The sequence below is a fragment of the Methylobacterium sp. WL7 genome (assembly GCF_008040085.1).
Classification (GTDB): domain Bacteria; phylum Pseudomonadota; class Alphaproteobacteria; order Rhizobiales; family Beijerinckiaceae; genus Methylobacterium; species Methylobacterium mesophilicum.
In genome coordinates this window covers 77,435-89,763 of sequence record NZ_VRVG01000005.1, presented here as the reverse complement: position 1 = coordinate 89,763, position 12,329 = coordinate 77,435, and the positions used below count along the sequence as shown (strand labels likewise).

13 protein-coding genes and 1 pseudogene are annotated in these 12,329 nt (G+C 68.4%); 8 read left to right on the top strand and 6 right to left on the bottom strand.

The window, feature by feature from the left end:
• Window positions 1–53 precede the first annotated feature (53 nt).
• The 3 genes from gatA to gatB all read left to right on the top strand — a co-directional run bounded on the left by gatA (window position 54) and on the right by gatB (window position 3,531).
• The gene (gene gatA, locus FV233_RS02710) at window positions 54–1,532 is read left to right on the top strand and encodes an Asp-tRNA(Asn)/Glu-tRNA(Gln) amidotransferase subunit GatA (protein ID WP_246689888.1); all 1,479 of its coding nucleotides are present in this window, start codon (window positions 54–56) and stop codon (window positions 1,530–1,532) included.
• Window positions 1,529–1,828 (top strand): hypothetical protein, encoded by a 300-nt coding sequence (locus FV233_RS02705; protein ID WP_147855119.1) that lies wholly within the window; start codon window positions 1,529–1,531, stop codon window positions 1,826–1,828. Before gatA ends, FV233_RS02705 begins: the two co-directional genes overlap by 4 nt.
• A gap of 230 nt (window positions 1,829–2,058) precedes the next feature.
• Window positions 2,059–3,531 (top strand): Asp-tRNA(Asn)/Glu-tRNA(Gln) amidotransferase subunit GatB, encoded by a 1,473-nt coding sequence (gene gatB, locus FV233_RS02700; RefSeq protein WP_147855125.1) that lies wholly within the window; start codon window positions 2,059–2,061, stop codon window positions 3,529–3,531.
• Between the two features lie 650 nt (window positions 3,532–4,181).
• Here the strand turns inward: gatB and FV233_RS02695 are convergent.
• Window positions 4,182–4,667: a DUF3280 domain-containing protein gene (locus FV233_RS02695; RefSeq protein WP_147855120.1), complete on the bottom strand. Its 486-nt coding sequence runs from the start codon at window positions 4,665–4,667 to the stop codon at window positions 4,182–4,184.
• 139 nt (window positions 4,668–4,806) lie between these two features.
• On the opposite strand from FV233_RS02695, the gene FV233_RS02690 reads away from it, so the two are divergent.
• A complete protein-coding gene (locus tag FV233_RS02690) occupies window positions 4,807–5,439 on the top strand; it encodes a LysE family translocator (RefSeq protein ID WP_147896530.1) in 633 nt (210 codons plus the stop codon).
• Between the two features lie 58 nt (window positions 5,440–5,497).
• On the opposite strand, the gene FV233_RS02685 is transcribed toward FV233_RS02690, so the two are convergent.
• From FV233_RS02685 to FV233_RS02670, 4 genes are all read right to left on the bottom strand, one after another.
• Window positions 5,498–6,547, bottom strand: coding sequence for an HlyD family secretion protein (locus FV233_RS02685; RefSeq protein ID WP_147855122.1), 1,050 nt, complete (start codon window positions 6,545–6,547; stop codon window positions 5,498–5,500).
• Complete coding sequence (locus FV233_RS02680; RefSeq protein WP_147855123.1) at window positions 6,547–6,741, bottom strand: DUF1656 domain-containing protein; 195 nt, start codon at window positions 6,739–6,741, stop codon at window positions 6,547–6,549. Before FV233_RS02680 ends, FV233_RS02685 begins: the two co-directional genes overlap by 1 nt.
• Window positions 6,742–6,765: 24 nt before the next feature.
• Entirely contained in the window at window positions 6,766–8,805 is a 2,040-nt protein-coding gene (locus tag FV233_RS02675) for an FUSC family protein (protein ID WP_147896529.1), read from the bottom strand.
• 203 nt (window positions 8,806–9,008) lie between these two features.
• Window positions 9,009–9,296, bottom strand: a complete 288-nt coding sequence (locus FV233_RS02670; protein WP_147896528.1) for a hypothetical protein — start codon at window positions 9,294–9,296, stop codon at window positions 9,009–9,011.
• A gap of 235 nt (window positions 9,297–9,531) precedes the next feature.
• Here FV233_RS02670 and FV233_RS02665 point away from each other — a divergent pair, with 235 nt between their 5' ends.
• Window positions 9,532–10,167, top strand: coding sequence for a glutathione S-transferase N-terminal domain-containing protein (locus FV233_RS02665; protein ID WP_147856470.1), 636 nt, complete (start codon window positions 9,532–9,534; stop codon window positions 10,165–10,167).
• 3 nt (window positions 10,168–10,170) lie between these two features.
• Here FV233_RS02665 and FV233_RS02660 read toward each other — a convergent pair whose 3' ends face one another.
• Window positions 10,171–10,635 (bottom strand): DUF2147 domain-containing protein, encoded by a 465-nt coding sequence (locus tag FV233_RS02660; RefSeq protein WP_147896527.1) that lies wholly within the window; start codon window positions 10,633–10,635, stop codon window positions 10,171–10,173.
• A 330-nt stretch (window positions 10,636–10,965) separates the two neighbouring features.
• Between FV233_RS02660 and FV233_RS02655 the strand changes: the two are divergent.
• The 3 genes and pseudogenes from FV233_RS02655 to ndk form a co-directional block, all read left to right on the top strand.
• Window positions 10,966–11,253, top strand: a pseudogene (locus tag FV233_RS02655) (type II toxin-antitoxin system RelE/ParE family toxin); the annotation flags it as partial.
• A gap of 26 nt (window positions 11,254–11,279) precedes the next feature.
• Window positions 11,280–11,642: a helix-turn-helix transcriptional regulator gene (locus FV233_RS02650; RefSeq protein ID WP_187278040.1), complete on the top strand. Its 363-nt coding sequence runs from the start codon at window positions 11,280–11,282 to the stop codon at window positions 11,640–11,642.
• A 139-nt stretch (window positions 11,643–11,781) separates the two neighbouring features.
• On the top strand, window positions 11,782–12,204 hold the full coding sequence (ndk, locus tag FV233_RS02645; protein ID WP_147856474.1) for a nucleoside-diphosphate kinase: 423 nt from the start codon (window positions 11,782–11,784) through the stop codon (window positions 12,202–12,204).
• The last annotated feature ends 125 nt before the right edge of the window (window positions 12,205–12,329 follow it).

Genomic DNA, 12,329 nt, shown 5'->3' with positions numbered 1-12,329 from the left:
AAGCAAACATTCTGGCGGGCATGCGCGCCGTGGCGCGCGAGGACGGGAACAGCGTGGATCCGAACGAACTCACCCTGGCCGAGGCGCGCGACGCCCTCAAGGCGAAGCGGATCTCGGCCCGCGAGCTGACCCAGGCGCATCTCGACGCCATGGCCAAGGCCCGCGTGCTGAACGCCTACATTCGCGAGACCCCCGACCAAGCCCTCAAGATGGCGGATGAAGCGGACGAAAAGATCGCGGCCGGCGCGGCGCGGCCGCTCGAGGGCATCCCGCTCGGGATCAAGGATCTGTTCTGCACCGAGGGCGTCACCACGACGGCGGGCTCCAAGATCCTCGAAACCTTCGTGCCGCACTACGAATCGGCCGTCTCGGCCAACCTGTGGCGCGACGGCGCCGTGATGCTGGGCAAGCTGAACCTCGACGAGTTCGCCATGGGCTCGTCCAACGAGACCAGCGCCTACGGCAACGTGGTCTCGCCCTGGCGCCGGAAGGGGTCCGACGCGCAGCTCGTGCCGGGCGGCTCCTCCGGCGGTTCGGCCGCGGCCGTCGCGGCGCGGCTGTGCCTGGGCGCCACCGCCACCGATACCGGCGGCTCGATCCGCCAGCCCGCCGCCTTCACCGGCACGGTCGGCATCAAGCCGACCTACGGCCGCTGCTCGCGCTGGGGCACCGTGGCCTTCGCCTCCTCCCTCGACCAGGCCGGCCCGATCGCCCGCACGGTGCGGGACTGCGCGATCCTGCTCGGCTCGATGGCCGGTCCGGATGCGCGCGACACCACCTGCGTCGACCTCCCGGTGCCGGACTTCGAGGCCGCGGTCGGCCGCGGCGTGAAGGGCCTGACCATCGGCATCCCGAAGGAGTACCGGGTCGACGGCATGCCGCCCGAGATCCAGAAGCTCTGGGACGACGGCGCCGCCTGGCTGAAGGATGCCGGCGCGACGATCAAAGAGATCTCGCTGCCGCACACTGCCTCGGCGCTGCCGGCCTATTACATCGTCGCCCCGGCCGAGGCGTCCTCGAACCTCGCGCGCTACGACGGCGTCCGCTACGGCCTTCGCGTGCCCGGCAAGGATATCGCCGGGATGTACGAGAACACCCGCGCCGCCGGCTTCGGCCGCGAGGTCAAGCGCCGGATCATGATCGGCACCTACGTGCTGTCGGCCGGCTACTACGACGCCTATTACGTCCGCGCCCAGAAGATCCGCACCCTGATCAAGCGCGACTTCGAGGCGGCCTACGCGGCGGGCGTCGACGCGATCCTGACCCCGGCCACGCCGTCCTCGGCCTTCGGGATCGGCGAGAAGGCCTCGGCCGACCCGGTGGAGATGTACCTCAACGACGTGTTCACCGTGACGGTGAACATGGCCGGCCTGCCGGGCATCGCCGTGCCGGCCGGGATCGACGGCCAGGGCCTGCCGCTCGGCCTCCAGCTGATCGGCCGCCCCTTCGACGAGGAGACGCTGTTCGCGGTCGCCCAGGTGATCGAGGAGGCCGCCGGCCGGACCGTCCTGCCAGAGCCCTGGTGGGCATGACCGTCCCCTTCTATCCCTGGACGGTCTGGATCTGGGCCGCGTTCGATCCGGCGCTGATCGTGGTGGCGGTCTATCTCGGCTGGACCGCCAGCCAGTTCGGCAAGGTGTTCATCGCGGCGATCGCGGCGCTCGGCTTCTCGGTCCTGTTTTCGTGGGCGGTGAGCGCGGCCGGCATCCCGTGGCCGGCGCCGATCACGCACGACGGGCCGACCTTCTTCCCGGTGCGGACGATCGCCGCCCTGCTCTGGGCGATGCTCGCCTACGGCGTCCGGCGGACGATCGCCCGGCGCGCTTGATTCTTGGCGCGCGCGGCCCGTAGATGTTCTTCAAGTGTAGGAGCGCGGCACCGGTCGCGATCCCACCCGCGACCTCATCCTGAGGTGACCGCGTCAGCGGGCCTCGAAGGAGCCATCCAGGCTCCGCGCGATCCCTGGAGCCCTCCTTCGAGGCTGCTGCGCAGCACCCTCAGGATGAGGTTGCGGATCGGATCGTGCGGAGACCGCATCACATCCCGGCCCGGACCACCATGAACGCACCTGTCGATCCCAAGAAACTGATCAAGGGCGGCCTGCACGACTGGGAGGTGATCGTCGGCATGGAGATCCATGCCCAGGTCTCCAGCCGGGCGAAGCTGTTCTCCGGCGCTTCGACCGAATTCGGGGCCGAGCCGAACGACCACGTCTCGCTGGTCGACGCCGCGATGCCCGGCATGCTGCCGGTGATCAACGCCGAATGCATCGCGCAAGCCGTGCGGACGGGTCTCGGCCTGAAGGCGCAGATCAACCTGCGCTCGGTGTTCGACCGGAAGAACTACTTCTACCCGGATCTGCCGCAGGGCTACCAGATCTCGCAGTACAAGGACCCGATCGTCGGCGAGGGCGAGGTGCTGGTCGACATGGCCGACGGCACGTCGATCACGGTCGGCATCGAGCGGCTGCACCTGGAGCAGGATGCCGGCAAGTCGCTGCACGATCAGGACCCGCTGCGCAGCTTCGTCGACCTCAACCGCTCGGGCGTGGCGCTGATGGAGATCGTCTCCCGGCCGGACCTGCGCTCGTCTGAGGAAGCCAAGGCCTACGTGACCAAGCTGCGCACGATCCTGCGCTATCTCGGCACCTGCGACGGCGACATGGAGAAGGGTTCGCTCCGCGCCGACGTGAACGTCTCGGTGCGCCGCCCGGGCGAGCCGCTGGGCACGCGCTGCGAGATCAAGAACGTCAACTCGATCCGCTTCATCGGCCAGGCGATCGAGATCGAGGCCCGGCGCCAGATCGCGATCCTGGAAGACGGCGGCAAGATCGACCAGGAGACCCGCCTGTTCGATCCGGGCAAGGGCGAGACCCGCTCGATGCGCTCCAAGGAAGAAGCGCATGATTACCGCTACTTCCCCGATCCCGACCTGCTGCCGCTCGAGTTCGACCAGGCCTATGTCGACGCGCTGGCATCCGGCCTGCCGGAGCTGCCGGACGCCAAGAAGGCGCGGTTCGTGAACGATTACGGCCTGTCGCCCTACGATGCCGGCGTGCTCGTGGCCGAGCGGGCCTCGGCCGACTACTACGAGGCGGTCGCCAAGGGCCGCGACGGCAAGGCCGCGGCCAACTGGGTGATCAACGAGCTGTTCGGCCGCCTCAACAAGGAGGGGCTCTCGATCGACGCGACGCCGGTCTCGGCCGACCAGCTCGGGGCGATCGTGGACCTGATCGGCGAGGGCGTCATCTCCGGCAAGATCGCCAAGGACCTGTTCGAGATCGTCTGGACCGAGGGCGGCGACCCGCGCGCCGTGGTCGAGAGCCGCGGCATGAAGCAGGTCACCGACACCGGCGCCATCGAGGCGGCGATCGACCAGATCATCGCGGCCAACCCCGACAAGGTCGCCCAGGCGAAGGAGAAGCCGACCCTGCTCGGCTGGTTCGTCGGCCAGACCATGAAGGCGACCGGCGGCAAGGCGAACCCGGCGGCGGTCAACGCGCTGCTGAAGGACAAGCTCGGCATCGCCTGAGGTCAATCCGGCGAAGCGCGCCCCACCCGGTCTTGCGACGCGCGCCTTGCCGGACGATGTCTCCCGGCCTCGTGTGTTGGCTTGAGAGGTCCAGGCCGGTCGGCCTCATCTCGGGCGCGGACATTGGGGCTGGCAGTCGTCCCACCACGACGTAAGCCCGCCGCGGCGACACCGGGCGGTAGATGACCGTTCTGGATCTAATGGAAACCGCGGCGGAAGCGGCGCAAAGTGGGGCCTTTCGCGCATTCGAAGACGGACCATCGCTTGGCCGCTTCTGCGCCCCTGAGGCCGCTTCCGTCCGGTTGTTCGTCTGATGCCGCTGGATTCCGGGCCGAACCTGTCCCGAAGCCGTCTAGGCGGCGTCACGCTGCGGTGGAGTCATCCCTGTCTCCTCCTGCTTCCGGCAACCGACCCGGTACAGCACATTCCCGATGTGCCGGCCGTCGATCCGGCTCGTGTTCGGTATTGCTGAACACATCCGAAGATTGCGCCGGCTTAGAATGCGCGTCAACACGCAATGTCCGGCCGCGCTTAATATTTTCAGGGTTCGCGCGCACCCGCTGCAACGCGGCATCGCCGGTTCAAAGACTTACGGGACACCGCACGGCGCCGCAAAAGTTTCCGTCGTGCCCGTCTGGATCGACCGCGTTCTACTTGCCGGCACCCATGTTGTTCTCGACCAGAAATCGGATGCCGCGTTCGAAGGATTCGTCCGTGTCGCCGCGCAGGTCGACGCTGTAGGCCTTCTCCGGGGCGTTTCCGGAGAGCGGCTTGACGTAGACATTCAGGTTCAAGATCAGGTTCGAAACCTTCTGGACCTCACCGGTGATCGCCACGTCGGCGCCGAGCTTGCGGGCGAAGGCGTCTGCGCAGCCGTTGCAGCGGCGCAGGTCGGCGCTTTTGGCGACCTCGTCCTTCACCGGGTCGGTCGGCACGACCACGAACAGGCCCTTCGTCTGCAGAAGGTCGCGCAATTGGTCGCTGGTGCGTTCGAGCCGCGCCCGGTCCGCTGCGTCGCCCGGCACGGGGGAGAGGTTGGAGAACTGAAAGTCGAACACCGCAGCCTTCTCGGGGGCCGCTAAGGCAGGACCCGCCGCACACCAAACGGCGACTGCGGTGAACACGGTCCGGAACATGGTCGCCTCCTCGGCGGCGCGCTTCTCGCGTCTGTGCAGAACCAACGGGCAGGACCGAGGTTCGCTCATACGATCGGGCGGCACGATGCGGTATCTTCCTCTCGCACCGAGTCGCCGGATGGTGGGAAAGCCAGGACAGATGCCCGACGCACACAACTTGCTCGCATTCGCAGCCGTTGCCGTCGGGATGGTCCTGACCCCGGGACCGAACATGGCCTACGTGATCTCGCGTTCGATCTGCCAGGGTAGGGCCGCCGGGTTCGTATCCCTCGGCGGCGTCGCACTCGGCTTCGTCGTCTACATGCTGTGTGCCGCGTTCGGCATCACGGCCCTGCTCCTGGCCGTACCCTATGCCTACGATGCCGTTCGCATGGCGGGCGCGCTATATCTGCTGTGGCTCGCCGTGCAAGCCGTACGCCCGGGGGGTCGTTCGGCGTTCCAGGTCAAAGACTTGCCGCCCAGCAGCCCGGTCAGGCTGTTCGCGATGGGATTGTTGACCAACCTGCTGAATCCCAAGATCGCGATCGTGTATCTCTCGCTGTTGCCGCAATTCATAGATCCCGCAAACGGCAGCGTCCTGAGCCAGGCTCTCGTCCTCGGCACGACGCAGATCGTCATCAGCCTTATGATCAACGCGATCTTCATCGTGTCCGCGAGTGCGATCGCGAGGTTCTTCACGCATCGGCCTTCGTTCGCCACCCTGCAGCGCTGGGTGATGGGAACGGTGTTCGCGGCGCTCGCCGTCAGGATGGCGACCGAGTCACAGCGCTGACACGGCGACGGCGGCGCACGACCGAATAGGGCGGCAACGACCTGTCGGAACGAAGCTCCTAACGCGCCCCGGTCTGGACGTCTGTCTGCGAGCCCGTGAAGGCGGAGACCCGGTTGCGCAGATCCATGAACCACGTCGGCATCGGGGCGCGGCCGTCGCCCACCACCACGGTGGCGGTCATGCCGGCGACCAGCGGCACGTCGGCGGGCTTGCGGTCGATGCGGACGCGAACCGGGACCCTCTGGGCGAGGCGCACCCAGGTGTAGACCGGGTTCACGTCCGGCAGGCCCTGGGTGCTCGCTGCGGCATTCGCCGTCGAGATGCCGAGGGTGATGCTCTCGACCGTCCCGGTGAGATGCGGGTCGTAGCCCATCAGCTTCACGTCGGCCGCGTCGCCGACATGGATGTTGGCCATCTTGGTCTCCTCGAAATAGCCGTCGATCCAGAATGAATCCGTATCGACGATGCTGATGTTCGAGGTGCCGGTGCGGGCGTAGTCGCCGACCCGCATCAGCAGGTTGGTGACGCGCCCGTTCACCGTGGACTTCACCTGGGTCCGTTCGAGGTTAACCTTGGCCTGCCGCAGCTGCGCCTGCGCGCTCTCGAGCGCCGCCTCGGCGATCTTGGCGGTCCCGGCGAATTGCTGCTTCTCCTCGATGGAGGTCGACACCGTGGTGAGCGCCTGGCGCCGGGCCGATTGCGCGTTCTTCACCTGAAGGTCGGCCTCCCTGTTCTTCACCTCGGCATCGGCCGAGGTGACGCCGACCTCGAAATCGATCGGATCGATCACGTAGAGCAGGTCGCCCTTCCGGACGAGCTGGTTGTCCTGCACGCGCAGCGCCACGATCTGCCCGGAGACCTGCGGGGCGATGTTGGCGACCTGCACGCGGACCCGGCCGTCCCGGGTCCACGGCGCCGCCACGTAGAACTCCCACACGAACCAGGCGGCCGCGAAGGCGACGAGCAGGATCACGCCCGTGGCGGCGAGCCGGAGGAGCTTCCCGGCGCGGCCCCGCCGCGCGGTGAGGGGCGGCGGATCGGACGGGCCCGGCGCCTCCTCGCGGTGGGCGGCTCTGGGATCGTCCTCGTCGGCGGTGGTGGCAGGCATCAGATGAACGCGATCAGGAGGGCGAGGACGCAGACGTAGATGCCGGCCTCGGCGAGCGGCGCGTTGGCGACGTAGCGGCTGAACCGGATCCGGGCAAAGACCCAGCGCAGGCCGAGGAGGATCACGAAGGCGGCGAGCGCGTAGGCGACGAAGGAGGAGATCAGCACCCCACCGATATGGATATCCTCATACATGCCGGTTTCGCGCCAATTCCTGCGTCAGAACACTGCGATATCGAGGCGCCGGAGGACGCGTCGATGGCGCGCGATGGTGCGGGCCGCGGTCACCAGGTCGCTGGCGGCCCGGGCGGTCGTCAGCCGCAGGATCCGGTCCTCCTGCGAGGCCGCCCGGATCAGATCCCGTGCCGCACACTCCAGCGCCCTGTCGTCACCGGTGGCGAGGCCGGCCCGGGCCCGCTGGATCGCGGCCCGCAGCGGCTCGACCGCCCAGAGCCGCCGCAGCTCCGCATGGGCCCGCGCGGCCGAGGCTTCGAGCCGGGCCAGCGCGAAGGCATGCGCCAGGCTCGCCCGACGCACCGCCCCGCTGCCGGAACTGTACCCGGCGAATTGGAACAACCTGTCGGCGTTGAGGCTCGTGCGGGTGGTCGCGTCCCCGCCTTCTCCGACCAGGGCGTCGGCCAGCGCCCGCTGGGCCGAATCCAGCGCGTAGACCCGCTGCCGCTCCGGCGTGACCGGCAGCAGCAGGCGTACCACGATCGACAGGATGATGGCGGCGACCACGACCAGGAACGCGTTCAGCAGGAAGCTCTGGGCGTCGTAGGTCTGGGGGTTGGACGGGCCGAGCAGGACCGGGAAGAACACGATCACGATGAAGCCGATGCCGAAGGTCTTCGGGTTCAGCGACAGGAAGCAGCCGAAGAAGATCACCGGCGCCATCACGATGGCGAGCATCGGGAAGCCCTGGACGCCGTCGAGGAACACGAACCGGGCGATGCCCGCAAACGTCGCGGCCAGCGTCATCCCGATCACCACGCCGTTGGCGAACTTCCTGGGATCCGGCGTCGAAGAGGAGAGGGATGCGGTGGCCGCGACCTGGACCAGCGCGAAGGACGCCTGTGGCAGCCCGAGCGCCACGAAGGCGGCGGCCGTGATGGCGAAGCCGATAGCCACCCGCAGGGCCCCGCGCAGGGCCACCGGGAAGTCCCGGTGCGTCGGCAGCCTGGCGTCGCGCAGGGGCCGATGCCCATCGGCCACCGCCTGAATCCCGTCCTGCGCGAAGGTGGCCGCGCAGGCCACGTCGAGCGCGCGCTGCAGGACGACGACCTCGTCGACGGGCCGGTTGCCGTCGCGGATCGCGGCGTCCACCAGCTCCCGCAGGCGCGCGTCGTCCCGCTCCAGGGTCTCCGGGTCGGGGTCCTCGGCGACGCGACGGCAGATTTCGAGCGCCTCCTCGACCGCGGGACTGCGCGTGCGCAGGCAGGCGGCGGCCGCGGCAACCGCCCGGATCGCCGCCGCCAGGACGTAGAGCGCCGCGATGCAGCTGCGCGCCCCTGCGGCCCGCCAGGGTCCGTCGTCGAGTTCGCCCGCGATGGCGCTGGCATCGGCCCGCATCGGCGCGATGGTGCGGATCAGCGCGGCGGTCCGCGATGCGCCGAGATCGCCCTTCGCCAGGGTCTCGCGGGCATAGGCGCGGGTGTCGTCCCAGGCCTTGCGCAATTGCGGCAGCAGCGTCTGCCACGTGCTGGGCGAGGCGAGGGCGTCGTTGATGAAGGTGATGACGAGGATGCCCAGCACGATGACGGCCACGCGGGACACCGCGGCATCGAAGGTGCCCTGTGGCGCGTCGATCTGGCCGAGGGCGACGATCGCAACCGTGTAGCCCGACAGCATCGCCCCGTAGGCCCGGGTATCCTGGAGATACTGCGCGGTGAACACGCACAGCCCGAGCCAGACCGTGAACGAGACCAGCAGCAGGACACGGTCCTGGCCGAACAGCGCCATGAACATGATCGACACGGCGGCACCGATCAGCGTGCCCGCGAGGCGGTAGACGGCCTTGGAGATCGCCTGACCGCGCTTCGGCTGCGCGAGGATCGCCACGCAGGTGGCCGCCGACGAGGCGCTGTCGAGCTGGAGCCAGAACGCGGCGGCCAGCGCCAGCATCATGGCGATCCAGATCCGCAGCGCGAACGCCCAGGCCGCGGGCTTGGGCACCCAGGCATCGAGGAAGCCGATCAGCCGGTCGATGGTGGTCGCCCGCTGCGGGGGCGAGCCGGACTGGACCGAGACCTCAGCCATGCCGCACCGGGTCCGGCGGGCTTGCGCAGGGGCGCTGCCAGAACCGGGAGGAACGCCGGCACGACGGCATCGACCAGCCTCGCCAATGGGGCGCCGGGGCTGCCGCAGACGGCCGGAGCGCCTGCCGATCCATCATGTCAGCACCGAACCCCGCCCACGCTCTGACCAGCAACGAACGAGAAGCGCGGCGGTTCGCGCTGCTGTCAAGCTTTGTCGCCGCCTTTCAACCGCTTGTTGCAGCTGCTCCAGTATTGGGGCCATTTCGGCCCCTGGGCGGTCTTCTGTGCGTCGGTGAGGGCGCGCCACTGGGCGCCGCACGTCTTCTGCCGCTCGCGGGCGGCGCTCTGCCCGGCGCTCGGCGCCTTCGCGGCCGGCTCCTTGGCGGCGGGGGCCTCGCTCGCGGCCGGAGCCGGCGCATCCTTCGCCAGAAGCGGCTGGGCCAAAAGCAGCGGCGCGCTCAGCACCGCCATCCGCACAACACGATCGAACATCGAGACTCCCCCCGGGATCGCAACGATTCCGGGGCGCAATCTCGCCGGACGGCCACGCTTCGGACAAGGGCGCATCGGCTTTCGCCAACAGGTCAGGTGCGCGCTCTCGGAAACGTGAGCCCGGCGCGACCGACGCCCTTGAGCGCGGCCTGGAAATCGTCTTCACTGCCGCCATTGTCCGAGATCGGCGGGGGAACGCCGCGCCGCCGTGCGATCGGTCGAGGAGCAGATCAAGATGGCAGCGGTGTCCGGGCGGCCGATCGACGTCCATACCTGGAGCACGCCGAACGGCTGGAAGATTCCGGTGATGCTCGAAGAGTGCGGGCTGCCGTACCGGGTGGTCCCGGTCAACATCGGCAAGAACGAGCAATTCGCGCCCGACTTCCTGGCGATCTCACCGAACAACAAGATCCCGGCCATCGTCGACCCGGACGGGCCGGGCGGGCAGCCGATCACGGTGTTCGAATCGGGGGCGATCCTGCAGTATCTCGGCCGCAAGACCGGCCAGTTCTACCCGACGGACGAGCGCGCCCGGGTGGCCGTGGACGAGTGGCTGTTCTGGCAGGTGGCCGGGTTCGGCCCGATGCTCGGGCAGACGCACCACTTCAAGATCTACGCGTCCGAGAAGGTGCCGTACGCCATCGAACGCTTCACCGCCGAAGCCAACCGCCTCTACGGGGTGCTGGAGCGGCGGCTCGAGGGCCGCGACTACCTGGCAGGCGACTATTCCATCGCCGACATCGCGACGGTGACCTGGGCCAAGCTCAACTTCAAGCAGGGCGTCGAGATCGCCGCCCTGCCGAACGTGGCGCGCTGGCTCGAGACCGTTCTGGCGAGGCCGGCCGTCCAGCGCGGCCTCGCGGCGATCTGAGCCTCAGTTCTTGTTGGCGGCCTGCTGGTTCACGTCCGGCACGCGCGTCCAGGTCTGCGAGCCGCACAGCACCTTGAGCATGCAGCCCGAGACGCTCAGCTCGGCCTCGCTCTCGCGCTCCAGGCTGACGGTGTAAACCTTGCCCTCTTCGATGTTGTAGAGTTCGCCGGTGAACTTCTCCTCGTCGGGCTTCAGGCCGTCGATGAGCTGCAGGCCGATCACGGGGCGGCTGCGCTTCTTCGGATCGGGGTTTTTCAGGTCGGTCTTCGCGGCGCCGTTCTCAGCGGTCGGCGCCTTCAGCCAGACCACCTTGCCGCAGACGAGCTTCTGGCTCGGGCCGCACCGGTCGATGCGGATCTTGGCGCGGCCATCCCCGGTGAGCCAGGTGCCGGACGGATCCTTCCCGGTATCGGCGGCGGCGGCCGAAAGGCCGGCAAGCAGGAGTGTGGCAGAGAGGGCGAGGCGCATGGTTCGTCTCCGAATTTTGGGCACCGAGGGCGCCTGAGAGGCTGACGAAATCGGCTTGAGGCCAGTGAGCCGGCGCAATCAGGCGATTTTTCGGCGGTGTTGCGGCAGAGCCACGGCCACGCTTGTTTCAGAGGGTTCCAGCGATCGTTACGGTGGATAACTCGCTCGGTTCCCCCTTGCCGATATAACCTACAGGTTATAATTTGATCCGTGGCTTGGACAGTCGAATTTGACGGCGCGTTTCGCGCGGGGTTCGCAGCCCTTGATGCCGACGTGCGAAAGGCCATTGCCGCCTATGCCTTGGCCCTCGCCAGCTAGGGGCCGCAGCTCAACCGGCCTATGGCGGACACCCTGAAACGGTCCACGCACGCCAACATGAATGAGCTGCGTCCGACCGTGAACAAGGTCGAGTGGCGTGTCGCCTACGCGTTCGACGCAGCCCGGCAAGCCATCGTTCTCGCCGCAGCGGCCAAGGGCGGTCGGTCCTCGGCGCTCGTCAACAGGCAGATGATCGCGAAGGCCGATGCACGCTTCACGGCACATCAGGCGGCCATCGCCGCGCAGCAGACCTCGCATGCAGACACGCCACGCGCTGGCATGAGGAAGCCCAAGCGATGACGGATGTTGCAAAGCCCGGCACCCGCATGCCGCTCGCCGACATCTTGGCCGAGTTCTCCGCGGAAGAGCAGGCGGACATCCGCGCCCACGCGGACGATCTCATTCAAGAGAGCCGGACCCTCGCGCAGTTTCGGCGCGCGGTGGGGATGACGCAGGCCGAACTCGCGCAGGCGCTGGACACATCGCAGGCCTATGTGGCGAGGCTTGAGCGGAACCCCTCCGCCGCCATGCAGGTCTCCACGATCGCCCGCATCGCGTCCGCGCTCGGAGGCGAGGCCAGAATCGTGGTCAGCCTGCCCGGCAAGCCGGACGCGACCTTCGACATCCCGGCATCCGGCGCGCGAAAGAAGTCCGTTCGTCCGAAGAAGACGCCCGGCGCGACCGCGTGAGTTCGACCGGGCGCGCAGCTTGAGGACCGGTAGGGCGCCCGCTATAAGCCTGCGGCGGAAGCGAAATTTTCGCGCCTGAGATGCGCCCGTCAGCCCGGCGCGCACCCTCCGCCTTTTTCACAGACAGACCGGACACACCATGGCCACCGAGCGCACCTTCTCGATCCTCAAGCCCGACGCCACCCGGCGCAACCTGACCGGCGCCGTGAACGCGGTGATCGAGGAGGCGGGCCTGCGCATCGTCGGCCAGCGCCGCATCCGCCTGACCCAGGAGCAGGCCGAAAAGTTCTATGAGGTCCACAAGGAGCGGCCCTTCTTCGGCGAGCTCGTCAGCTTCATGACCTCCGGCCCGGTGGTCGTGCAGGTGCTCGAAGGCGAGAACGCCGTCGCCAAGTACCGCGAAGTGATGGGCGCCACGAACCCGGCCCAGGCCGCCGAGGGTACGATCCGGAAGCGGTTCGCCGAGTCCGTTGGCGAGAACACCGTGCACGGCTCGGACAGCGCGGAGAACGCCAAGCTCGAGATCGCGCAGTTCTTCAAGGATTCCGATATCGCCGCCTGATCCGGAGACCGGGGTGGCGGGTCGGGCACACCGTTCCGCCATCCCGTCGCATTCCCCCCGGCAGCGGGGTGAATGCCGCCCGGTGTGTCCGGTCCGCCATTGACGGGGCGGCGCCCGGCGGCGTC

Excerpts from the sequence above, each read along its gene's own strand:
- FV233_RS02660 (WP_147896527.1), bottom strand. The coding sequence starts at position 10,635 with ATGCGCCTCGCCCTCTCTGCCACACTCCTGCTTGCCGGCCTTTCGGCC.
- FV233_RS02665 (WP_147856470.1), top strand. The coding sequence starts at position 9,532 with ATGGCAGCGGTGTCCGGGCGGCCGATCGACGTCCATACCTGGAGCACG.
- FV233_RS02695 (WP_147855120.1), bottom strand. The coding sequence starts at position 4,667 with ATGTTCCGGACCGTGTTCACCGCAGTCGCCGTTTGGTGTGCGGCGGGT.
- FV233_RS02670 (WP_147896528.1), bottom strand. The coding sequence starts at position 9,296 with ATGTTCGATCGTGTTGTGCGGATGGCGGTGCTGAGCGCGCCGCTGCTT.
- FV233_RS02705 (WP_147855119.1), top strand. The coding sequence starts at position 1,529 with ATGACCGTCCCCTTCTATCCCTGGACGGTCTGGATCTGGGCCGCGTTC.
- FV233_RS02650 (WP_187278040.1), top strand. The coding sequence starts at position 11,280 with ATGCCGCTCGCCGACATCTTGGCCGAGTTCTCCGCGGAAGAGCAGGCG.
- FV233_RS02685 (WP_147855122.1), bottom strand. The coding sequence starts at position 6,547 with ATGCCTGCCACCACCGCCGACGAGGACGATCCCAGAGCCGCCCACCGC.
- FV233_RS02690 (WP_147896530.1), top strand. The coding sequence starts at position 4,807 with ATGCCCGACGCACACAACTTGCTCGCATTCGCAGCCGTTGCCGTCGGG.
- gatB (WP_147855125.1), top strand. The coding sequence starts at position 2,059 with ATGAACGCACCTGTCGATCCCAAGAAACTGATCAAGGGCGGCCTGCAC.
- FV233_RS02675 (WP_147896529.1), bottom strand. The coding sequence starts at position 8,805 with ATGGCTGAGGTCTCGGTCCAGTCCGGCTCGCCCCCGCAGCGGGCGACC.
- FV233_RS02680 (WP_147855123.1), bottom strand. The coding sequence starts at position 6,741 with ATGTATGAGGATATCCATATCGGTGGGGTGCTGATCTCCTCCTTCGTC.
- ndk (WP_147856474.1), top strand. The coding sequence starts at position 11,782 with ATGGCCACCGAGCGCACCTTCTCGATCCTCAAGCCCGACGCCACCCGG.